Origin of the sequence: Streptomyces atriruber (assembly GCF_001418325.1) — a bacterium.
Taxonomy (GTDB): Bacteria; Actinomycetota; Actinomycetes; order Streptomycetales; family Streptomycetaceae; genus Streptomyces; species Streptomyces atriruber.
The window spans coordinates 1-21,969 of sequence record NZ_LIPN01000102.1 but is presented as its reverse complement, the minus strand read 5'-3'; the positions used below and the strand labels follow the sequence as shown (position 1 = coordinate 21,969).

Genomic DNA, 21,969 nt, shown 5'->3' with positions numbered 1-21,969 from the left:
TGCCGTAGACGCAGTACCGGAACGACGAGCACGAAGCAACAGGGGAGAGGGAACCGCGAACATGAGCGTGTTCACGCAGGTGCTTTACATCGCGCTGATGTGCTTCCTCATCGTGCTGATCTTCCGGCTGGTCATGGACTACGTCTTCCAGTTCGCCCGCTCATGGCAACCCGGCAAGCCGATGGTGGTCGTTCTGGAGGCCACCTACACTGTCACTGATCCACCGCTCAAGCTTCTGCGGCGGTTCATTCCGCCGCTGCGTCTCGGGGGCGTGGCGCTCGACCTGTCCTTCTTCGTACTGATGATCATCGTCTACATCCTGATCACCGTCGTGAGTCAGGTGTGAGCGAGATGTCTAATACGGTCTTGCCGAATGCCGACGACTACGTTGAGGTGAAGAGATGCCGTTGACCCCCGAGGACGTGCGGAACAAGCAGTTCACGACCGTCCGCCTCCGAGAAGGCTATGACGAGGACGAGGTCGATGCCTTCCTCGATGAGGTCGAAGCCGAACTGACGCGACTCCTGCGTGAGAACGAGGACCTGCGCGCCAAGCTTGCCGCGGCCACCCGTGCCGCCGCACAGAACCAGCAGCAGGGCGGAATGCGCAAGGGTCCCGACGGGCCCGGCCCCCAGGACCAGCGAGGTCCCGGTGCCCCCGTGCCTGCCGCAATATCGGGCCCGCAGCCGGTCCCGCCGCAGCAGCAGCAGATGGGCGGCCCCATGGGTGGCCCGCCGCAGCTGCCCGGTGGTGCTCCGCAGCTGCCCGCAGGCCCCAGCGGACACGGTCCGCAGGGCGGCCCGCAGGGTCCCGGCCCGATGGGTCAGGGTCCGATGGGCGGCCCCATGGGCGGTCCGATGGGCGGTGGCCCCATGGGTGGCCCGCAGATGCCGCAGCCCGGTCAGGGCCCCGGCGGTGACAGTGCCGCCCGTGTGCTCTCCCTTGCCCAGCAGACCGCCGACCAGGCGATCGCGGAGGCCCGTTCCGAGGCCAACAAGATCGTCGGCGAGGCCCGTTCGCGCGCCGAGGGTCTCGAGCGTGACGCCCGCGCCAAGGCCGACGCCCTGGAGCGGGACGCGCAGGAGAAGCACCGCGTCGCGATGGGCTCCCTGGAGTCCGCTCGCGCCACGCTGGAGCGCAAGGTCGAGGACCTGCGCGGCTTCGAGCGCGAGTACCGCACGCGCCTGAAGTCGTACCTGGAGTCGCAGCTGCGCCAGCTGGAGACCCAGGCCGACGACTCGCTGGCCCCGCCGCGCACTCCGGCCACCGCCTCGCTGCCGCCGTCCCCGGCGCCGTCGATGGCTCCGGCCGGTGCGGGTGCCCCGTCCTACGGCGGCAACCAGTCGATGGGCGGCAACAACCAGCCCGCCGGCGGCCCGTCCTACGGCGGCCAGCAGCAGATGTCGCCCGCGATGACGCAGCCGATGGCGCCGGTGCGGCCGCAGGGTCCCGCCCCGATGCAGCAGGCTCCGTCGCCGATGCGCGGCTTCCTCATCGACGAGGACGACAACTGACGGGCGTGACCACGCCGTAGGCGTCGGCAGCGTTCAGGGCCGGGCCCCCAGATCTTCTGGGGGCCCGGCCCTTTTGCCGTTGCCGTCGTTGTGCAGAAACGTTCATCTGTACGTGGGTACGCAACGCCGAAGGCCCGGCCCCGCCAAGATCTTTGGCGGGGCCGGGCCTTCGGTCGGTCCGTGCGGAGGTGTTACGCCTTGCGGAGGCGGAACGTCAGCTTCAGGGCGTCGTCGGTGAACGGCTGACCGAATGTGTCGTCCGCCTCGTCCTGGGCGCCGTCCTCGTTCAGGAACGTCGTGGCGAGGACCTCGTCCGCGATGAGCTCGGCGTGCTCGGACAGGGCCGTGCCGACCGCCGGGTCCGTGGAGGACCAGCGCAGGGCGATCCGGTCCGCGACGTCCAGGCCGCTGTTCTTGCGGGCCTCCTGGATCAGGCGGATCGCGTCGCGGGCCAGGCCCGCGCGGCGCAGCTCCTCGGTGATCTCCAGGTCCAGGGCGACCGTGGCGCCGGACTCGGACGCCACCGACCAGCCCTCGCGCGGGGTCTCCGTGATGATGACCTCGTCCGGGGCCAGCGTCACCGTCTCACCGTCGACCTCGACCGAGGCCGTGCCCTCGCGCAGGGCGAGGGACAGCGCGGCCGCGTCCGCCTCGGCTACGGCCTTGGCGACCGCCTGGACGCCCTTGCCGAACCGCTTGCCGAGCGCGCGGAAGTTGGCCTTGGCCGTGGTGTCGACCAGTGAGCCGCCGACGTCGGAGAGCGACGCCAGCGAGGAGACGTTGAGCTCCTCGGTGATCTGGGCGTGCAGTTCCGGGTTGAGCGACTCGAAGCCCGTCGCCGCGATCAGCGCGCGCGACAGCGGCTGGCGGGTCTTGACGCCCGACTCCGCGCGCGTGGCGCGGCCGAGCTCGACGAGGCGGCGTACGAGAACCATCTGCTGGGACAGCTCCGGGTCGATGGCGGAGAGGTCCGCCTCCGGCCAGGAGGAGAGGTGCACCGACTCCGGGGCACCGGGCGTCACCGGCACGATCAGGTCCTGCCAGACACGCTCCGTGATGAACGGCGTCAGCGGGGCCAGCAGGCGCGTGACCGTCTCGACGACCTCGTGCAGGGTGCGCAGGGCCGCCTTGTCGCCCTGCCAGAAGCGGCGGCGGGAGCGGCGGACGTACCAGTTCGAGAGGTTGTCGACGAAGACGGACAGGAGCTTGCCCGCGCGCTGGGTGTCGTAGCTCTCCAGGGCCTGGGTGACCTGGTCGGTCAGCGCGTGCAGCTCGCTGAGCAGCCAGCGGTCCAGGAGCGGGCGGTCGGCGGGCGCCGGGTCGGCGTCGCTCGGGGCCCACTTCGACGTACGGGCGTACAGGGCCTGGAAGGCGACCGTGTTCCAGTACGTGAGGAGCGTCTTGCGGACGACCTCCTGGATGGTGCCGTGGCCCACGCGGCGGGCCGCCCAGGGGGAGCCGCCGGCCGCCATGAACCAGCGGACCGCGTCGGCGCCGTGCTGGTCCATGAGCGGGACCGGGTCCAGGGTGTTGCCCAGGTGCTTGGACATCTTGCGGCCGTCCTCGGCGAGGATGTGGCCGAGGCAGACCACGTTCTCGTAGGACGACTTGTCGAAGACCAGGGTGCCGACGGCCATCAGCGTGTAGAACCAGCCGCGGGTCTGGTCGATGGCCTCGGAGATGAACTGCGCGGGGTACCGGCTCTCGAAGAGCTCCTTGTTCTTGTGGGGGTATCCCCACTGCGCGAACGGCATCGAGCCCGAGTCGTACCAGGCGTCGATGACCTCCGGCACGCGCGTGGCCGTGGATCCGCAGCCCTCCTGCGGGCAGGCGAAGGTGATCGCGTCGATGAACGGGCGGTGCGGGTCGAGGTCCGACTGGTCGGTGCCCGTCAGGTCCGAGAGCTCGGCGCGCGAGCCGACGCAGGTGAGGTGGTCCTCCTCGCAGCGCCAGATGGGCAGCGGGGTGCCCCAGTAGCGGTTGCGGGAGAGCGCCCAGTCGACGTTGTTGGTCAGCCAGTCGCCGAAGCGGCCGTGCTTGACCGACTCCGGGAACCAGTTGGTCTTCTCGTTCTCCTGGAGGAGGCGGTCCTTGATGGCCGTGGTGCGGATGTACCAGGACGGCTGCGCGTAGTAGAGCAGTGCCGTGTGGCAGCGCCAGCAGTGCGGGTAGCTGTGCTCGTAGGCGATGTGGCGGAAGAGCAGGCCGCGGTCGTCGAGGTCCTTGGTGAGGGTTTCGTCCGCCTTCTTGAAGAAGACGCCGCCGACCAGCGGCACGTCCTCCTCGAAGGTGCCGTTCGGGCGGACCGGGTTCACGACCGGCAGGCCGTACGAACGGCAGACCTTGAGGTCGTCCTCACCGAAGGCGGGGGACTGGTGGACCAGACCGGTGCCGTCCTCGGTCGTGACGTAGTCGGCGTTCACGACGTAGTGCGCCGGAGCCGGGAACTCCACGAGCTCGAAGGGACGTTGGTAGTTCCAGCGCTCCATCTCGGCGCCGGTGAAGGTCTCGCCGGTCGTCCGCCACTCCTCGCCGAGTGCCTTCTCGACGAGCGGCTGGGCGACGACCAGCTTCTCCTCGCCGTTGGTCGCGACGACGTACGTGACGTCGGGGTGCGCGGCGACAGCGGTGTTGGAGACCAGGGTCCAGGGGGTCGTCGTCCAGACCAGGAGGGCGGCCTCGCCCGCGAGAGGGCCGGAGGTGAGGGGGAAACGGACGTATACGGAGGGGTCGACGACCGTCTCGTAGCCCTGCGCCAGCTCGTGGTCCGAGAGGCCCGTGCCGCAGCGCGGGCACCAGGGGGCGACGCGGTGGTCCTGGACGAGGAGGTCCTTGTTGAAGATCTCCTTCAGCGACCACCAGACCGAGTCCACGTACTCGGGGTTCATCGTGCGGTACGCGTCGTCGAGGTCGACCCAGTACCCCATGCGGGTCGTGAGCTCGGCGAAGGCGTCGGTGTGCCGGGTCACGGACTCACGGCACTTGGCGTTGAACTCGGCGATGCCGTACGCCTCGATGTCCTTCTTGCCGTTGAACCCGAGCTCCTTCTCGACCGCGAGCTCCACGGGGAGGCCGTGGCAGTCCCAGCCGGCCTTGCGGGCCACGTGGTAGCCCCGCATGGTGCGGAAGCGGGGGAAGACGTCCTTGAAGACGCGGGCCTCGATGTGGTGGGCGCCCGGCATGCCGTTGGCGGTCGGCGGGCCTTCGTAGAACACCCACTCGGGGCGCCCCTCGGACTGCTCGAGGCTCCTGGCGAAGATCTTCTGCTCGCGCCAGAAGTCGAGCACGGCGTGCTCGAGGGCGGGCAGGTCGACCTGGGCGGGCACCTGACGGTACTGCGGCGGCGTATTCAACGAGTCCTCCGGCGGATGTGCTGCCTTCCGTCGGAGGGACGAGAGCCGTGTGCGCCTGGTGCGGCGCGCTCCCGCGGTACCACCCTCCTTGGCTCTCCGGAGCGGGGTTCGCGCCGGTGAGCCCCCTCATTGGGGTCGCGATACCGGGTCTACTGGCCTCGGCTGGGGCGCTTCGGCGTTCTTCCGGCGGCTCCGGGGTGATCTTCGCGTCGTGCCGGCCCCCGGGCTCGCACCGTCCCCGGGTCGCTCATGGCTGCGTACGCCGCTACTCGTCCCCATCCACGCTTCTCGCTGGCGTCCAGTGTACGGCGCTCGGGGAGGCGGGGCCGACCGGTTTTCCGGGAGCCCTGTGGCGGGTGGGGGAGGAGGCGGTGACTGACCCGAATGGCGACATGCGGGCCGGGCGGTTCCGGGCGTGTCCCGGTCGGCGGATTACCCGGCAGGGAGTTGGGCACAACGCATGCAGACTCGCCGCGCGGCACCCGTGGGGCGGGGGAATCGGGCGGCGTGCCCCGTTGCCGCGGGCCTGGAGTCGATTTATCGTCCCAGCACGATTCGCGAGCAAGATCACAATATGTGAAGGGGCCGCGGCCATGGTGGCGAAGAAGACCGCCGTACAGCAGTCGGCGTCCGGCAGATCCACAGGCGCGGCCGCGGCGACGGCCAAGGACGTGAGCGGCAAGAAGAGCACGCACGGGGCCAAGGCGGCGGCCAAGAAGACCGTGGCAAAGACGGCGACGAAGACTGCCGCCTCGGAGGCCACGGCATCCGAGGCCACGGCCAAGAAGACCGCTGCGAAGAAGGCCGTCGCAAAGAAGACCGCCGCCAAGAAGACGGCGACCAAGAAAACCGCCGCCAAGAAGACCGCCGCCGAGGCGGTCGACAAGGAGGCGGCCACTCGGGGCGCAGGGGCCGACGACGCCCTTGAGAGCGCTGCCAAGGCCGTCCCCGCGAAGAAGACGGCAGCCAAGAAGAGCACCGCGCACAAGAGCACGGCCAAGAAGTCGGCGGCCAAGAAGTCGGCGGCCAAGAAGAGCACGGCCAAGAAGACGGTCGCGTCCGCGGCCGAGGATGCGGCTGAGGCCGCGGAGACGACGGGAGCCACGACGGTGGTTGCGAAGAAGACTCCGGGCACGGCGACAGCAGCGAAGCAGCCGACGGCGGTGCCCAAGGCGCGCGCCGCCGCGGCGGAGCCCGGCGAGCTCGCGGTCCGGCCCGGGGAGGACCCCTGGACGCCGGAAGAGGTCGCGGAGGCCCGAGCGGAGCTCCAGAGCGAGGCGCTGCGGCTGGGCAGCGAGATCAACTCCTCCGAGGAGTCCCTGGCGGGGCTGATGCGGGACTCCGGGGACGGGGCGGGCGACGACGACGCGGACACCGGCACGAAGAACATCACGCGGGAGCACGAGATGGCGCTGGCCGCCAACGCGCGCGAGATGCTCGTGCAGACCGAGCGTGCCCTGGAGCGCCTGGACGCGGGGACGTACGGCCTCTGCGAGAACTGCGGCAATCCGATCGGCAAGGCGCGGATGCAGGCCTTCCCGCGCGCGACGCTGTGCGTGGAGTGCAAGCAGAAGCAGGAACGCCGCTACTGAGCGCGGCCTGGGCGCCGGGGACCGTACGTGTGTGCCGTACGCTCGTCCCCAGTCAGGTACCTAGGTTGAGGGACTCACGTGGCAGAGGCGGAGCGCATCATCGGTACGCCGGACATCCCTGAGACGGCCGGAGACGAGCCGGAGCAGTCCGGTCCGGACTCCGAGAAGACGGCGGCGGCCGAGCAGGACGGGCAGCAGGCCGAGGCCGAGGCCGAGGGTGCGACCGCGGCCGCCGACAAGGGCAAGCGCAAGATCGCCGTGCTCTTCGCGGTGGCCGTCGTCGCATACGCCTTCGACCTGATCAGCAAGATGATCGTGGTGGCCAAGCTGGAGCACCACGAGCCGATCGAGCTGATCGGCGAGTGGCTCCGCCTCTCCGCGATCCGCAACGCGGGCGCGGCCTTCGGCTTCGGCGAGGCCTTCACCATCATCTTCACCTGCATCGCCGCGGCGGTCATCGTGGTGATCGCACGGCTCGCCCGCAAGCTGTACAGCCTGCCGTGGGCGATCGCGCTCGGCCTGCTGCTCGGCGGCGCGCTGGGCAACCTCACCGACCGCCTGTTCCGCGCGCCCGGCGTCTTCGAGGGCGCGGTCGTCGACTTCATCGCCCCCAAGGGCTTCGCGGTCTTCAACCTCGCGGACTCGGCGATCGTCTGCGGCGGCATCCTGATCGTGCTGCTCTCCTTCCGCGGCCTGGACCCGGACGGCACGGTCCACAAGGACTGAGGCCGGGGGCGGCAGCGGGCCTGTGGTGCGGGAGTGTCGGTGCGCTCCTGCATACTCAATGGGTGAGCACGATTCCCGAGATCCGTACCCTGCCCGTGCCGGACGGCCTGGAGGGCGAGCGCGTCGACGCCGCCATCTCGCGCATGTTCGGGTTCTCCCGTACGAAGGCCGCCGAGCTCGCCGCGGCGGGGAAGGTCTCGGTCGACGGCTCGGTGGTCGGCAAGTCCGAGCGGGTGCACGGCGGCGCCTGGCTGGAAGTGGAGATGCCGCAGGCGGCCGCTCCGGTGCAGATCGTCGCCGAGCCCGTCGAGGGCATGGAGATCGTGCATGACGACGACGACATCGTCGTGATCGTCAAGCCGGTCGGCGTGGCCGCGCACCCGAGCCCCGGCTGGACCGGCACGACCGTGATCGGCGGCCTCGCCGCCGCGGGGTACCGCATCTCCACCTCCGGCGCGGCCGAGCGCCAGGGCATCGTGCACCGCCTCGACGTCGGCACGTCCGGCCTGATGGTGGTCGCCAAGTCGGAGCGTGCGTACACCTCCCTGAAGCGCCAGTTCAAGGAGCGCACGGTCGACAAGCGCTACAACGCGCTGGTCCAGGGCCACCCCGACCCGATGAGCGGCACCATCGACGCCCCCATCGGCCGCCACCCGAACCACGACTACAAGTGGGCGGTCACGGCCGAGGGCAAGCCCTCCGTGACGCACTACGACCTCATCGAGGCCTTCCGCGCCGCCTCCCTGCTCGACATCAAGCTGGAGACGGGGCGCACGCACCAGATCCGCGTCCACATGTCGGCCCACCGGCACCCGTGCGTGGGCGACCTGACGTATGGCGCCGACCCCACCATCGCCAAGCGCCTCGGCCTCACCCGCCAGTGGCTGCACGCGGTCAGGCTCGGCTTCGAGCACCCGGGCGACGGCCAGTGGGTGGAGTACGAGAGCGGCTATCCCGAGGACCTCCAGAAGGCGCTCGACCGGGTGCGGGCGGAGAGCTCGTGACCGGTGTGACGGTCCGGACCGCCGAGGGCACGGACGACCTGGAGGCCTGCTTCGCCGTCCGCAAGGACGTCTTCGTGGCCGAGCAGCAGGTCCCGGAGGAGCTCGAGTACGACGAGTACGACGCCGGGGCGGTGCACGTCCTGGCCGTCCGCGAGGACGGCGTCCCGCTGGGCACGGGCCGGCTCCTGACCGGGGCCGCGGCCGTCGCCAAGAACGGCGGGGACACCGGAGTGGGCGCGCTCGGACGGCTCGCGGTGACGCGGGCCGCGCGCGGGCTCGGCGTGGGCGCCGCCCTGGTCCGGGCCATCGAGGACGCGGCACGCGCGCGTGGCCTGACGGCGGTGGACCTGCACGCGCAGACCCACGCCCTGGGCTTCTACGAACGCCTCGGATACGAGGTGTACGGACCGGAGTTCCCGGACGCCGGGATCCCGCACCGCGCGATGCGCAAGCCGCTGACCCGGTAGCACCACGGGGCCGGCCGGGCAGGTCCGTAGAACGTGTCGCTCCGGTTGGCGGTGAATGCGTGGCAGGGTTGAGGCCTTGATCGTCCAAGTCTCGACCGCCGGAGTGCACACGTGGATCAACTGGCGCTGGTGCTCATCTTGCTGCTCGGTGCCGTGGTCACCGTGCCCCTGGGGGACCGGCTCGGGCTGCCCGCGCCGGTTCTGATGACCCTGGTGGGGATCGGCATGGCGCTGCTGCCGTTCGTGCCCAACGTGGAGATCCCCCCGGACTACATCCTTCCGCTGGTGCTCCCGCCGCTGCTCTACGCCTCGGTGCAGCGCACCTCCTGGCGGCAGTTCACGGCCAACATCCGCCCCATCCTGCTGCTCGCCGTGGCGCTGGTGTTCGTGACGACGGCGGCGGTCGCCGCGGTCGCCAACTCCGTCGTGCCGGGGCTGCCGATCGCGGCGGCCGTGGCGCTGGGGGCGCTCGTCGCGCCGCCCGACCCCGTCGCCGCGACCGCGGTCGCGGGGTCGCTCGGGCTGCCGCGCAGGCTCGTGTCGATCCTGGAGGGCGAGGGGCTCTTCAACGACGTCACGGCGATCGTGCTCTACCACGTGGCGATCGCGGCGGCGATGAGCGGAACCTTCTCCTGGCCCTCCGCCGTGGGGCTCCTGGTCCTGTCGGCCGTGGTCGCCGTCATCGTCGGCCTCGTGCTCGGCTGGCTCACCAACAAGCTCATGGGGCTGCTGGGCGACGCCACCCTGCAGACCGGCCTGACGCTCCTCGTGCCGTTCGTCAGCTACGTGCTCGCCGAGGAGCTGGAGGGGTCCGGCGTGCTGGCGGTCCTCGTGACCGCGCTCTATCTCGCGGAGAACGCCGTCGACGCCGACGACGTGCTCGGGCGGATCACCGGCCAGACCTTCTGGCAGATCGTCGACACCCTGGTCACCGGCATCGCGTTCGGGCTCATCGGTCTGGAGCTGCACAACGTCTTCGGCATCGCGAGCGGCCGCCAGTGGGAGATGTTCGGCTGGGGCGCGGCGATCGTCGCCGTCGTCGTCGGCGTACGACTGCTCTGGCTGCTGCCCGCGACCTGGCTGGCCAAGCGGCTCCACAAGCGGCGGGACGTGGACGAGGAGATCCCGACGACCTGGCGCGAGACCGTCGTCATGTGGTGGTCGGGGATGCGGGGCGTGGCCTCGGTGGCGCTGGCGCTCGCGATTCCGCTCAAGACGGACGACGGATCTCCGTTCCCGGCCCGTGAAGAGATCATCTTCATCGCGTTCTGCGTGATCATGGCGACCCTCGTCGCGCAGGGACTCACCCTGCCCTGGCTGGTGCGCAGGCTCGGCGTACAGGCCGACGCGGGCGCGGAGCGCGAGCTGGAGCGCATACTCGCCCTCCGCGCGGCCAAGGCCGCCAAGCGCCGCCTCAAGGAGATCGAGGAGGTCGAGGAGCTCCCCGAGGACCTCTCCGAGCGGCTGCAGCGCGGCGCGTTCGACATCGGGGCCAGGATCAGCCCGGACCTGCTCGACGACGAGCGCCGCGAGCGGTACGCCAAGCGCGTCGACCGGCTGAAGGCGGTCCAGCGCATCCAGCGCGAGATGATGTCCGCCGCCCGCCACGAGGTGCTCGCCGCGCGCAGCGAGCCGGGCGCCGACCCGGAGGTCGTCGACCGGGTCCTGCACCACCTCGACGTACGCAGCCTGAGGTGACCGCCGGGCGGTCCGCGGAACGCCCGGCGGCCCGCGCTCAGCCGCGGCCCGTCCGGGGCGCCTCCGGCGAGAACTGCTCCAGGCGCGGGCGGTGGCCGTTCGGCACCGGCTCGGCCGTGCCGGTGGTGACCCGGGGCAGCGCGTAGGCGTGGTGCTCGGCGAGCCACCGGATCATCTGCTCGCGGACCGTGACCCGCACCGTCCATATGTCGTCCGCGTCCTTCGCGGTGACCAGGGCGCGGACCTGGATGGTGGTCGGTGTGGTGTCCGTCACCGCGAGGCCCCAGTCCCTGCCGTCCCACGCGGCGCAGTCGCGCAGGATGTCGTGGAGCTTGTCGCGCATCCGCGCGACGGGCGCCGAGTGATCCAGCTGGAAGAAGACCGTGCCGGTCATCTCGGCGCCGCCCCGCGACCAGTTCTCGAAGGGCTTCGAGGTGAAGTACGAGACCGGCATGGTGATCCGGCGCTCGTCCCAGGTGCGGACGGTCAGGAAGGTCAGGGTGATCTCGTCGATCGTGCCCCACTCGCCGTCCACCACCACCGTGTCGCCGAGCCGCACCATGTCGCCGAAGGCGATCTGCAGCCCCGCGAAGAGGTTGCCGAGGGTGGACTGGGCGGCGACACCGGCGACGATGCCGAGGACGCCCGCCGAGGCGAGCAGCGAGGCCCCCGCGGCCTGCATCGCGGGGAACGTCAGGAGCATCGCGGCGGCCGCCACGACACCGACGATCGCGGTGACCACCCGCTGGATGAGGGTCACCTGCGTACGGACCCGGCGGACGCGGGCCGGATCGCGGTGCATGGTCGCGTAGCGCGCGTACGACGATTCGACGACGGCCACCGCGATCCGCACGACGAGCCAGGCGGTGGAGCCGATGAGGACGAGGGTGAGGGTGCGGCCGATGAAGGCCGAGTGGTCCTCGGCGATCTTGGTCTGTCGGTAGGAGCCTCTCAGGATGGCGGTGCACAGGACGACTTGCAGGGGTACGCGGCAGCGGCGCAGCAGCCCCCACAGCGGGGTCTCGTGGTGCCGCTCGTCGGCCCGGCGCAGCAGGACGTCGACCAGCCAGCCGACGGCCACCGTGAGCACGACCGAGCCGCCGACCACGATCAACGGACGCAGTACGTTCTCCATGCCTCCGAGGGTAGGGGTAGGGCCCGGATGGCACGATGGCCCCATGAACATCGTGCTTTTCCATTCGACGTACGGTCTGCGGCCCGCGGTGCACGCGGCGGCGGACCGGCTGCGTGCCGCCGGGCACGAGGTGTGGACCCCCGACCTCTTCGAGGGCCGTGTCTTCGACAGCGTCGAGGAAGGCAGGACCTTTCAGAACGAGCTCGGCAAGGACGAGATCCTCAAGCGCGCGATCCTCGCCGCCGCGCCCTACTCGGAGCGGGGGCTCGTCTACGCGGGCTTCGCGCTCGGCGCCGCGACCGCGCAGACCCTCGCCCTCGGCGACGCGAAGGCGCGCGGCCTGCTGCTCCTGCACGGCACCTCCGACCTCGCGGAGAACGCGTCCGTGGACGAGCTGCCCGTGCAGCTGCACGTCGCCGAGCCCGACCCGTTCGAGTCCGACGACTGGCTGAGCGCCTGGTACCTCCGGATGGGCAGGGCGGGGGCCGACGTGGAGATCTACCGCTACGCCGGCGCCGGGCACCTCTACACCGACCCGGACCTCGACGACTACGACGCCGAGGCCACGGAGGCGACGTGGCGCACGGCGCTCGGCTTCCTGGAGACGCTCTAGGTGTATTGATCCGCAGCGTTGTTGACGCGGGTGACCGGTGGTTGACCACCGGTGGTCAGCGGACCGGTGCGTGCACCCGCTCGACCTTCTGCGTGCCGCTGAGCGTGCGGTACGAACGGGCCCAGGACGAGGTCGCCTCGGGGTCGGTCCGGTCCGAGACGACGTAGTAGTCCATCTGCGAGCGCTCGGCGGTGACGTCCAGGACGCCGTAGCCGTGCGAGTCCATGTCCAGCCACTTCACGTGGCGGTTGGCGGCCTTGATGGCGCCCGCCGCCACGAGGGAGATCGTGTGCGGGGCGACGTGGAGCATGTCGTCGATGTTGTCGGAGCTCACCGAGGTGACCACGAACTCCGTCGCGGCCGAGGCCGACAGGGGGTACGTGGCCGCCTTGACCGGCACGTCGTTCGCCCACGCCATGTGGATGTCACCGGTCAGGAAGACGGTGTTGCGGATGTTGTTGTCGCGCAGGTGGGCGATGAGTTCCTTGCGGTCGTCCGTGTAGCCGTCCCACTGGTCGGTGTTGATGGCGAGGCCCTCCCCGGGCAGGCCGAGCAACTCCGCGAGGGGCTTGAGGAGATGGGCCGGCAGGGAGCCGAAGGCGACCGGCGTGATCATCACCGAGGTGCCGACCAGCTTCCAGGCCGCGTCCGAGGCGGCCAGGCCCGACTTCAGCCAGTCGAGCTGCGCGCGGCCGGTGATCGTGCGGTCCGGGTCGTCGACCTCGCCGCTGCCGAACCCCGCCTGCTCGGAGCGGAACGACCGCAGGTCGAGCAGGTGCAGATCGGCCAGCTTGCCGTAGCGGACGCGGCGGTAGACGGTGCCCTCGGTGGAGGTGCGCACGGGCATCCACTCGAAGTAGGCCTGCTTGGCCGCCGCCATGCGTCCCGCCCAGTCGCCCTCGGTCTCGGGCGAGTGGTTCACGGCCCCGCCCGACCAGGCGTTGTCGGCGAACTCGTGGTCGTCCCAGATCGCGATGACGGGATGCGTGGCGTGCATCGCCTGCGCGTCGGGGTCGGTCTTGTGGACGCCGTGCCGGGTGCGGTAGTCGGCGAGCGTGGTGATCTCGTGCTTCGGCTCGTGCTGACGCACGACGTACTCGGCGGACGGGTACTCACCGCTGCGGTACTCGTAGATGTAGTCCCCGAGGTGGAGGACCGCGTCGAGTTCGGTGCGGGCCGCGAGGTGGCGGTAGGGGGAGAAGTGGCCGGCCTCCCAGTTCGCGCAGGACACCACGCCGAAGCGGACGCCGTGCGCGGACGCGTCGTGCGCGGGGGTGGTGCGGGTGCGGCCGACGGGTGAGTGGACGACCCCCGCGTCGCCCGCGTCTCCGACGAGGAAGCGGAAGTAATACGTGGTCGCCTGGCGCAAGCCCCTTACATCGGCCTTGACCGTGTGGTCCGACGCGGCCCGCGCGGTGGTGCTGCCGTGGCCGACGACCCGGGTGAACCCCTTGTCCTCGGCCACCTCCCACCTCACCTCGGTGTCGGGTCCCTTGCCGGATCCGGGCACCGCGTCGGGCGCGGGCGTCACACGGGTCCACAGCAGGACGCCGTCGGGCAGCGGGTCGCCCGAGGCGACTCCATGGAGGAAAGCGGGTCTCTCGGCGGCGTACGCGGGTATGGCCGCGGCGAGCGGGGCGCCGAGCGCGGCGGTGGCGGCCGCGGCCTTGACGACCGTACGGCGGCTGGGCGCACGGGTGTTGAGCGGCGGCTGAGCATCGTTTCGACTGGTCACGGGCGATCACCTTACTCATTGGTAATCGCAAAGAGCGGGCGAACCCGAGGAGTTCGCCCGCTCTTTTCCCACGCGCCCTGTGAAAGGGCCGTGTTCAGCCCTTGAGGGCCTTGCCGATCGCGGTCTTGTAGTCCTCGACCGTGCTGGGTGCGTTCTTCGAACCGGGGCCCGTCAGCTGCTTGCCGTCCATGACGAAGGAGGGCGTGCCCTCGACGCCGTCCTTGTTGTCGTCGAACTTCTTCGACATCTCCAGGGCCCACCGGTCGTAGGTCCCGGCCTTGACGGCCTTCTTGAAGGCGGCGCTCTTCTTGAGCTCGGGCACCTGGTCGGCGGCCTTCAGGAGGTACGAGTCGTTCTTGAACTTGTCGTCCTGCTCCGAGGGGTGGATCTTCGCCGAGAAGAGCACCTTCTTGTACTCGAGGAAGGCCTCGTCGCTGACGTTCAGGGCCGCGCCGAGCGCGCTCAGGGCGTTCCTGGAGCCCTCACCCGGGATGTTGCGGTCGAGGAAGGTGGCGCCGATGAACTCGATCTTGTACTTGCCGTCCTTCATGTCCTTCTCGACGGTCGGGCCGACCGTCTGTTCGAAGGCGGCGCAGACGGGGCAGCGCGGGTCCTCGTAGACCTTCAGGGTCTTCTTCGCGGACTCCTTGCCGAGGACCACGGTCGTGCCGTTCGTGCCCGAGGTGTTGGCCGGCTTGACGAGCTTGGCGTCCTTGGCCTCTTCCCAGTAACCGGGCTTGTTGGACTGCATGACGGCGTAGCCGACGCCGCCGGCTATGGCGAGCACGCCGATGATCGAGACGCCGACGATGGCGGCCCGCTTCTGCTTCTCGCGCTTGCGCTCGGCTTCCTGCTGGGCGCGGATGCGCTCGCGCGCTGCGGACTTGGCGGCCTGGCTGTTGCGCTTGCTCATGATCTCTATCTCCGTGTGGGTGAACTGCGTGGGGTGCTGTGCTCAGGCGAAGACGGCCGAGCACGGCGGTCCACGCCGCCCCACGAAGTGCACGAGGAGCCGCGTGCGCGTCACCCGGACCCGGCGCGCGGGGCGCGGCAGGCGGCGCACGGGCATGCGGGAGGTGGTGACCGCGGCGACCGCGATCAGCAGGGGCCGGAACGTCGCGGCGGCGACCGCGCGCAGGAGCTGGGCCAGGGCCCGCTCGCCGCGCCGCAGCCAGGCCGCCGCGATGAGGCCCACCCCGACGTGCGCCCCGAGGAGCAGCCAGGCGGCCGCCGGGTCCACGTCGGCGAGCAGCGCGGCGGCGCCGTGCCCCTCGGCGGTCATCCGGGCCAGTGGCGTCCCCACCGGCGCCCCGCCGCACAGCACGTCGAAGCCGACGGCGCGCAGCGGGCCCGCGACCGGGCCGCCCGCCTCGCCGTAACAGACGTGCTGCCCCGCGGTGAACACCGTGTCGGCGGCCAGTTCCAGGGGGATCAGCAGGGTCGCGATCCGCCCGAACCCGCGCTCGCGCCCCGCCATCGCGTACGCGATGACGAAGACGGCGGCGGCGATGGCCGCGACGGTGCCCGGCGGCAGGGGGACGCGGGACAGCAGCACGTGCGACGCGGCGGACAGCGTCACGACGAGTGCCGTGAAGAGCGCCGCGCGCACCACTCTGAGCTGATTCCCGGATATGTCCATCGCGGAGGAGTGTGTCATGCGTTCCTGTGGGCGACCTCTACAGCCCCGGGATCCGGCCGTTGCGGAACAGGTCGACGAAGATCTGGTGGTCCGCACGCGCGCGTGCGCCGTACGAGTGCGCGAACTCGACGAGCAGGTCCCCGAAGCCCTCCTCGTCGGCGGCGATCGCGGCGTCGATGGCGCCCTCCGTGGAGAACGGCACCAGGTCGGAGTGGCCGCTCTCGTCGTCCGCCGCGGCGTGCATCGTGGCCGTGGCGCGGCCCAGGTCGGCGACGACCGAGGCGATTTCCTCCGGGTCGTCGATGTCCGACCAGTCCAGGTCCACGGCGTACGGCGACACCTCGGCGACCAGCTGGCCCGCGCCGTCCAGCTCGGTCCAGCCCAGCCACGGGTCGGCGTGCGCCTGGAGCGCGCGCTGCGAGATGACCGTGCGGTGGCCCTCGTGCTGGAAGTACCCACGGACCGCCGGGTCCGTGATGTGGCGGGAGACCGCGGGGGTCTGCGCCTGCTTGAGGTAGATCACGACGTCGTTCTCCAGGGCGTCGCTGTTGCCCTCGAGAAGGATGTTGTACGAGGGCAGGCCCGCGGAGCCGATGCCGATGCCGCGACGGCCGACGACGTCCTTCACCCGATACGAGTCGGGGCGGGTGAGCGAGGACTCCGGCAGCGTCTCCAGATAGCCGTCGAACGCGGCGAGCACCTTGTAGCGCGTGGCGGCGTCGAGCTCGATGGAGCCGCCGCCCGGCGCGAAGCGGCGCTCGAAGTCGCGGATCTCGGTCATCGAGTCGAGCAGCCCGAAGCGGGTGAGGGAGCGGGCGTCGCGCAGGGCGTCCAGGAGGGGGCCCTGGGCGGTGTCCAGCGTGAAGGGCGGCACCTCGTCGCTCTTGGCGCCCGTCGCCAGGTCGTGGATCCGCTCGCGGTACGCCGCGGCGTAGGTCCGCACCAGGTCGGTGATCTGGTCGTCGCCCAGCGCCTTCGTGTAGCCGATCAGGGCCACGGAGGCGGCGAAGCGCTTCAGATCCCAGGTGAAGGGGCCTACGTAGGCCTCGTCGAAGTCGTTCACGTTGAAGATCAGGCGGCCCTGCGCGTCCATGTACGTGCCGAAGTTCTCGGCGTGCAGGTCGCCGTGGATCCACACCCGGCCCGTGCGGTCGTCGAGGTACGGACCGCCGTGCTGCTCGCGCTCCAGGTCGCCGTAGAACAGGCAGGCCGTGCCGCGGTAGAACGCGAAGGCGGAGGAGGCCATCTTCCGGAACTTGACCCGGAACGCGGCGGGGTCCGCGGCGAGCAGCTCGCCGAACGCGGTGTCGAAGACGGCGAGGATCTCCTCGCCGCGCTGCTCAGCCGTGGGCTGCGGGACCGACATCGCTGGGTGCCTCCTGGTACAGGGGTGGTGCGTGACACGGGGGCGGACGCTCCGCCCCCGGGGGACAGGGGGATCTGCCGCCCCCTCGGGACAGGTGTTCCGCCCCTTCCAACGCTCGACCGTACTCCCGAGTGCCCGTCGGTTGTCAGCGTCCCGGATTAGACTTCCACGCTGTCCCCCCAGACTGCCCGCAGCCTGTCACCCCTCGTTCGCCGGAGGCCTTCCACCGTGACCAAGCCGCCCTTCACGCACCTGCACGTCCACACGCAGTACTCGCTTCTGGACGGTGCCGCGCGGCTCAAGGACATGTTCAACGCTGCCAATGAGATGGGCATGACGCATATCGCCATGTCCGACCACGGCAACCTGCACGGTGCGTACGACTTCTTCCACTCGGCGCAGAAGGCGGGCGTGACGCCGATCATCGGCATCGAGGCGTACGTGGCGCCGGAGTCGCGCCGGAACAAGCGCAAGATCAAGTGGGGCCAGCCGCACCAGAAGCGCGACGACGTGTCCGGTTCGGGTGGTTATACGCACAAGACGATCTGGGCGGCGAACAAGACGGGCCTGCACAACCTCTTCCGGCTCTCCTCGGACGCCTATGCGGAGGGCTGGCTCCAGAAGTGGCCCCGCATGGACAAGGAGACCATCTCCCAGTGGTCGGAGGGGCTGATCGCCTCCACCGGCTGCCCCTCGGGCGAGCTCCAGACGCGGCTGCGGCTCGGACAGTTCGACGAGGCGGTGCAGGCGGCCTCGGACTACCAGGACATCTTCGGCAAGGACCGGTATTTCCTGGAGCTGATGGACCACGGCATCGACATCGAGCGGCGGGTCCGCGACGACCTCCTCCGGGTCGGCAAGAAGCTCGGCATCCCGCCCCTGGTGACGAACGACTCGCACTACACGTACGCCCACGAGTCCGTCGCGCACGACGCGCTGCTCTGCATCCAGACCGGCAAGAACCTCTCGGACCCGGACCGCTTCCGCTTCGACGGCACGGGCTACTACCTGAAGTCCACGGACGAGATGTACGCCGTCGACTCCTCGGACGCGTGGCAGGAGGGCTGCCGCAACACGCTCCTGGTGGCCGAGCAGATCGACACCACGGGGATGTTCGAGAAGCGCGACCTGATGCCGAAGTTCGACATCCCGGAGGGCTTCACCGAGGTCACCTGGTTCCAGGAGGAGGTCCGGGTCGGCATGGAGCGCCGCTACCCGGCCGGTGTCCCCGAGGACCGGCAGAAGCAGGCCGAGTACGAGATGGACATCATCATCCAGATGGGCTTCCCGGGGTACTTCCTCGTGGTCGCCGACTTCATCATGTGGGCCAAGAACAACGGCATCGCGGTCGGCCCCGGCCGAGGCTCCGCGGCCGGCTCGATCGTCGCGTACGCCATGGGCATCACCGACCTCGACCCGATCACGCACGGCCTGATCTTCGAGCGGTTCCTCAACCCCGAGCGCGTCTCCATGCCCGATGTCGACATCGACTTCGACGAGCGCAGGCGCGTCGAAGTGATCAGGTACGTGACGGAGAAGTACGGCGCCGACAAGGTCGCCATGATCGGCACGTACGGAAAGATCAAGGCGAAGAACGCGATCAAGGACTCCGCGCGCGTGCTCGGATATCCGTACGCGATGGGCGACCGCCTCACCAAGGCGATGCCCGCCGACGTCCTCGGCAAGGGCATCGACCTCTCCGGCATCACCGACCCCAAGCACCCGCGCTACAGCGAAGCGGGCGAGATCCGGGGGATGTACGAGAACGAGCCGGACGTGAAGAAGGTCATCGACACCGCCAAGGGCGTGGAGGGCCTGGTCCGGCAGATGGGTGTGCACGCGGCCGGCGTGATCATGTCCAGCGAGCCCATCGTGGATCACGCCCCGCTCTGGACCCGGCACACCGACGGCGTGACCATCACGCAGTGGGACTACCCCCAGTGCGAGTCGCTCGGCCTGCTCAAGATGGACTTCCTGGGCCTGCGCAACCTCACCATCATGGACGACGCCGTCAAGATGGTGCGGGCCGGCAAGGGCATCGACCTGGAGATGCTCTCCCTCCCGCTCGACGACCCGAAGACCTTCGAACTGCTCTGCCGCGGTGACACGCTCGGCGTCTTCCAGTTCGACGGCGGCCCGATGCGCTCGCTGCTGCGCCAGATGCAGCCCGACAACTTCGAGGACATTTCCGCCGTCTCGGCCCTGTACCGGCCGGGCCCGATGGGCATGAACTCGCACACGAACTACGCCGAGCGCAAGAACGGCCGCCAGGAGATCACGCCGATCCACCCGGAGCTCGAAGAGCCCCTGAAGGAGACGCTCGGCCTCACCTACGGCCTCATCGTGTACCAGGAGCAGGTGCAGAAGGCCGCGCAGATCATCGCGGGCTACTCGCTCGGCGAGGCCGACATCCTCCGCCGCGTGATGGGCAAGAAGAAGCCCGAGGAGCTGGCCAAGAACTTCGTCCTCTTCCAGGAGGGTGCGAAGAAGAACGGGTACTCGGACGAGGCGATCCAGGCCCTGTGGGACGTCCTGGTCCCGTTCGCCGGATACGCGTTCAACAAGGCGCACTCCTCCGCGTACGGCCTGGTCACCTACTGGACCGCCTACCTGAAGGCGAACTACCCGGCCGAGTACATGGCCGCGCTGCTCACCTCGGTGAAGGACGACAAGGACAAGTCGGCCATCTATCTGAACGAGTGCCGCCGCATGGGCATCAAGGTGCTCCCGCCGAACGTGAACGAGTCGGTGCACAACTTCGCCGCCCAGGGCGACGACGAGATCCTCTTCGGCCTGGAGGCCGTCCGCAACGTCGGCACGAACGTGGTCGAGTCGATCATCCGGTCGCGGAAGGCGAAGGGGAAGTTCACCTCCTTCCCCGACTACCTGGACAAGGTCGAGGCCGCCGCCTGCAACAAGCGCACCACGGAGTCCCTGATCAAGGCGGGCGCCTTCGACACCATGGGACACACCCGCAAGGGCCTGACCGCGCAGTACGAGCCGATGATCGACAACGTGGTCGCGGTCAAGCGCAAGGAGGCCGAGGGCCAGTTCGACCTCTTCGGAGGGATGGGGGACGAGTCCGGCGGCGACGAGCCGGGCTTCGGGCTCGACGTGGAGTTCTCCGAGGACGAGTGGGAGAAGACCTATCTGCTCGCCCAGGAGCGGGAGATGCTCGGCCTGTACGTCTCCGACCACCCGCTCTTCGGCCTGGAGCACGTGCTGTCCGACAAGGCGGACGCGGGCATCGGGCAGCTGACCGGCGGCGACTTCTCCGACGGGTCGGTCGTGACCATCGGCGGCATCATCTCGGGCCTGCAGCGGAAGATGACCAAGCAGGGCAACGCCTGGGCCATCGCCACCGTCGAGGACCTGGCCGGTTCGATCGAGTGCATGTTCTTCCCGGCCACCTACCAGCTGGTGTCGACCCAACTCGTCGAGGACGCCGTCGTCTTCGTCAAGGGACGCCTCGACAAGCGCGAGGACGTGCCCCGGCTCGTCGCGATGGAGATGCAGGTCCCCGACCTGTCCAACGCGGGCACCAACGCGCCCGTGGTGATCACCATCCCGACGGTCAAGGTGAGCCCGCCGATGATCACCCGCCTCGGCGAGGTCCTCAGCCACCACCGCGGCAACAGCGAGGTGCGGATCAAGCTCCAGGGGGCGCAGAAGACCACCGTGCTGCGGCTCGACCGGCACCGGGTGAAGCCGGATCCGGCGCTCTTCGGTGATCTGAAGGTGCTGCTCGGCCCGTCCTGTCTGGCGGGCTGATCTGCCCCTTACTTATCCAAACCGGACATGTCGAGGAGTAAGATGCAGGGTGCATCTAATTCTTCTCGCGTGTGAGGGTGGAGTGCCGTGAACGGTGCCGCTGTCGACAAGGCCGTATTTCTGATGCGTGAGACGCACCAGTCCCCGGAGGCGACCCGCCGGGCGCTGCGGGACTACTTCCCGCGGATGGAGTTCACCGACCGCGTGCGGCACGTGCGCGCCGCGTACGCCGTCATCCAGGGCGGCCGCAAGGTCGTGCGGCCGAGGCTCTCCGACCTGGAGAGGCCGAGTTCGTTCATGGTCGCGCACGAACGGCACGGCTTCACCGACTGACCGACTGACCGGCTGACCGGCTGACCGGCTGACCGACTGACCGGCGCCGCCGACGGCCCGGCCCGTGCCATGAGGGGCGCACCCGAATAGGGTGCGCCCCTCATGTGTGCCATATGCGCCTGTGTGTACGTCAGTTGTGACCGAAGCGGCGCTGGTGCTTACGAGCAACATCGGCGGGGCTGCCCTGGGCCTGCGTCTGCATCGACGACTGTGCGTCCACCGCCGTCGACTTGGCCTGCTCCTGAGCCTGCTCGGCCTGCGAGGAGCGGTTCTGCTGGCCGCCCTGCTTGCGGTTCTTGTTCTTGGCCATGGTGATCTTCCTCCTGAGGGGGATCTGGGGGCCAGGACGCGACCAGATTCACATATGGCGCCAAAGTGTGCATTTCGGAGAATTACCGTGCGTAATAAGGCCGGTCGGGGAACGATCCGCCGATGCGCCACGCCGAAGATCGAGTTCCGGCCGTTAACCTCCGCCGGGTCGGGCAGACTCGAAGGGAACCCGACGCGGACCCGCACCCCTGATTCGTTGTCCAGACAGGGTGTCTTCGTGGGCCTTCGAGGGAACGTCCAGAGACCTCCAGGCACGTCGCACTGTTCTGGAAACTCCAGGCACGTCAGGGAACCTCCAGGGAAAGAGGGTGGACCGCGTGGATCGCTGCATCGTCCTGGTGGACGCCGGGTATCTGCTGGGTGCCGCCGCGAGTCTCCTCGCGGGCGAGCCGTCCAGGTCCCGGATCACCGTCGATCACTCCGCCCTGATCCAGGGCCTTCGCGAGCGTGCGGAATCCGACACCGAGCGCCCCCTGCTGCGTATCTACTGGTTCGACGGGGCCCCCGACCGCGTCCCGCAGCCCGAGCACCGGCGGCTGCGCGTCATGCCGCGCGTGACCGTCCGGCTGGGCGCCCTGACCCGCAGCGACGGACGGTGGGCGCAGAAGGGCGTCGACGCCGCGATGCACGCCGAGCTGACCGAACTGGCCCGCAACCGCGCCTGTTCCGACGTCGTGCTCGTCACCGGCGACG

18 protein-coding genes are annotated in these 21,969 nt (G+C 69.8%); 11 read left to right on the top strand and 7 right to left on the bottom strand.

The features are described 5' to 3' along the window. Window positions 1-61: 61 nt before the first annotated feature. Both AOK03_RS12180 and AOK03_RS12175 read left to right on the top strand, forming a co-directional pair. A complete protein-coding gene (locus AOK03_RS12180) occupies window positions 62-346 on the top strand; it encodes a YggT family protein (RefSeq protein WP_055565230.1) in 285 nt (94 codons plus the stop codon). Window positions 347-401: 55 nt separating this feature from the next. Continuing rightward, window positions 402-1,514 (top strand): DivIVA domain-containing protein, encoded by a 1,113-nt coding sequence (locus AOK03_RS12175; RefSeq protein ID WP_079074663.1) that lies wholly within the window; start codon window positions 402-404, stop codon window positions 1,512-1,514. Between the two features lie 191 nt (window positions 1,515-1,705). Here the strand turns inward: AOK03_RS12175 and ileS are convergent, their stop codons facing one another. Further along, entirely contained in the window at window positions 1,706-4,867 is a 3,162-nt protein-coding gene (gene ileS / locus AOK03_RS12170) for an isoleucine--tRNA ligase (RefSeq protein WP_079074662.1), read from the bottom strand. Between the two features lie 593 nt (window positions 4,868-5,460). On the opposite strand from ileS, the gene AOK03_RS12165 reads away from it, so the two are divergent. The 5 genes from AOK03_RS12165 to AOK03_RS12145 all read left to right on the top strand — a co-directional run bounded on the left by AOK03_RS12165 (window position 5,461) and on the right by AOK03_RS12145 (window position 10,354). Beyond that, complete coding sequence (locus AOK03_RS12165) at window positions 5,461-6,459, top strand: TraR/DksA family transcriptional regulator (protein ID WP_055565228.1); 999 nt, start codon at window positions 5,461-5,463, stop codon at window positions 6,457-6,459. A 78-nt stretch (window positions 6,460-6,537) separates the two neighbouring features. Further along, the gene (lspA, locus tag AOK03_RS12160; protein ID WP_055565227.1) at window positions 6,538-7,185 is read left to right on the top strand and encodes a signal peptidase II; all 648 of its coding nucleotides are present in this window, start codon (window positions 6,538-6,540) and stop codon (window positions 7,183-7,185) included. 62 nt (window positions 7,186-7,247) lie between these two features. After that, window positions 7,248-8,189: an RluA family pseudouridine synthase gene (locus tag AOK03_RS12155; RefSeq protein WP_055565226.1), complete on the top strand. Its 942-nt coding sequence runs from the start codon at window positions 7,248-7,250 to the stop codon at window positions 8,187-8,189. Next, window positions 8,186-8,656 carry a GNAT family N-acetyltransferase gene (locus AOK03_RS12150; RefSeq protein WP_055565225.1) on the top strand — a complete coding sequence of 157 codons (471 nt, stop codon included), beginning with the start codon at window positions 8,186-8,188 and terminating at the stop codon, window positions 8,654-8,656. The genes AOK03_RS12155 and AOK03_RS12150 overlap by 4 nt, the downstream gene beginning before the upstream one ends. Window positions 8,657-8,767: 111 nt before the next feature. Continuing rightward, the gene (locus AOK03_RS12145) at window positions 8,768-10,354 is read left to right on the top strand and encodes a Na+/H+ antiporter (RefSeq protein WP_055565224.1); all 1,587 of its coding nucleotides are present in this window, start codon (window positions 8,768-8,770) and stop codon (window positions 10,352-10,354) included. Between the two features lie 37 nt (window positions 10,355-10,391). Here the strand turns inward: AOK03_RS12145 and AOK03_RS12140 are convergent, their stop codons facing one another. Continuing rightward, window positions 10,392-11,489 carry a mechanosensitive ion channel family protein gene (locus tag AOK03_RS12140; protein ID WP_055565223.1) on the bottom strand — a complete coding sequence of 366 codons (1,098 nt, stop codon included), beginning with the start codon at window positions 11,487-11,489 and terminating at the stop codon, window positions 10,392-10,394. Window positions 11,490-11,532: 43 nt separating this feature from the next. On the opposite strand from AOK03_RS12140, the gene AOK03_RS12135 reads away from it, so the two are divergent. Continuing rightward, window positions 11,533-12,102 carry a dienelactone hydrolase family protein gene (locus AOK03_RS12135; RefSeq protein WP_055565222.1) on the top strand — a complete coding sequence of 190 codons (570 nt, stop codon included), beginning with the start codon at window positions 11,533-11,535 and terminating at the stop codon, window positions 12,100-12,102. A 55-nt stretch (window positions 12,103-12,157) separates the two neighbouring features. On the opposite strand, the gene AOK03_RS12130 is transcribed toward AOK03_RS12135, so the two are convergent. The 4 genes from AOK03_RS12130 to AOK03_RS12115 all read right to left on the bottom strand — a co-directional run bounded on the left by AOK03_RS12130 (window position 12,158) and on the right by AOK03_RS12115 (window position 16,842). After that, a complete protein-coding gene (locus AOK03_RS12130) occupies window positions 12,158-13,837 on the bottom strand; it encodes an alkaline phosphatase D family protein (RefSeq protein WP_055565221.1) in 1,680 nt (559 codons plus the stop codon). Window positions 13,838-13,931: 94 nt separating this feature from the next. Continuing rightward, complete coding sequence (locus tag AOK03_RS12125; RefSeq protein WP_055565220.1) at window positions 13,932-14,750, bottom strand: thioredoxin domain-containing protein; 819 nt, start codon at window positions 14,748-14,750, stop codon at window positions 13,932-13,934. A 42-nt stretch (window positions 14,751-14,792) separates the two neighbouring features. Next, window positions 14,793-15,476: a hypothetical protein gene (locus AOK03_RS12120; RefSeq protein WP_055565243.1), complete on the bottom strand. Its 684-nt coding sequence runs from the start codon at window positions 15,474-15,476 to the stop codon at window positions 14,793-14,795. A gap of 37 nt (window positions 15,477-15,513) precedes the next feature. Then, the gene (locus AOK03_RS12115) at window positions 15,514-16,842 is read right to left on the bottom strand and encodes a DUF2252 domain-containing protein (RefSeq protein ID WP_055565219.1); all 1,329 of its coding nucleotides are present in this window, start codon (window positions 16,840-16,842) and stop codon (window positions 15,514-15,516) included. A 228-nt stretch (window positions 16,843-17,070) separates the two neighbouring features. On the opposite strand from AOK03_RS12115, the gene dnaE reads away from it, so the two are divergent. Both dnaE and AOK03_RS12105 read left to right on the top strand, forming a co-directional pair. After that, window positions 17,071-20,613: a DNA polymerase III subunit alpha gene (gene dnaE / locus AOK03_RS12110; protein ID WP_055565218.1), complete on the top strand. Its 3,543-nt coding sequence runs from the start codon at window positions 17,071-17,073 to the stop codon at window positions 20,611-20,613. An 87-nt stretch (window positions 20,614-20,700) separates the two neighbouring features. Further along, the gene (locus AOK03_RS12105) at window positions 20,701-20,946 is read left to right on the top strand and encodes a hypothetical protein (protein WP_055565217.1); all 246 of its coding nucleotides are present in this window, start codon (window positions 20,701-20,703) and stop codon (window positions 20,944-20,946) included. 130 nt (window positions 20,947-21,076) lie between these two features. On the opposite strand, the gene AOK03_RS12100 is transcribed toward AOK03_RS12105, so the two are convergent. Then, window positions 21,077-21,256 carry a hypothetical protein gene (locus tag AOK03_RS12100; protein ID WP_055565216.1) on the bottom strand — a complete coding sequence of 60 codons (180 nt, stop codon included), beginning with the start codon at window positions 21,254-21,256 and terminating at the stop codon, window positions 21,077-21,079. Between the two features lie 328 nt (window positions 21,257-21,584). Here AOK03_RS12100 and AOK03_RS12095 point away from each other — a divergent pair. Then, the coding region (locus AOK03_RS12095; protein ID WP_157868928.1) for a PIN domain-containing protein at window positions 21,585-21,969 on the top strand (385 nt) is incomplete at its 3' end.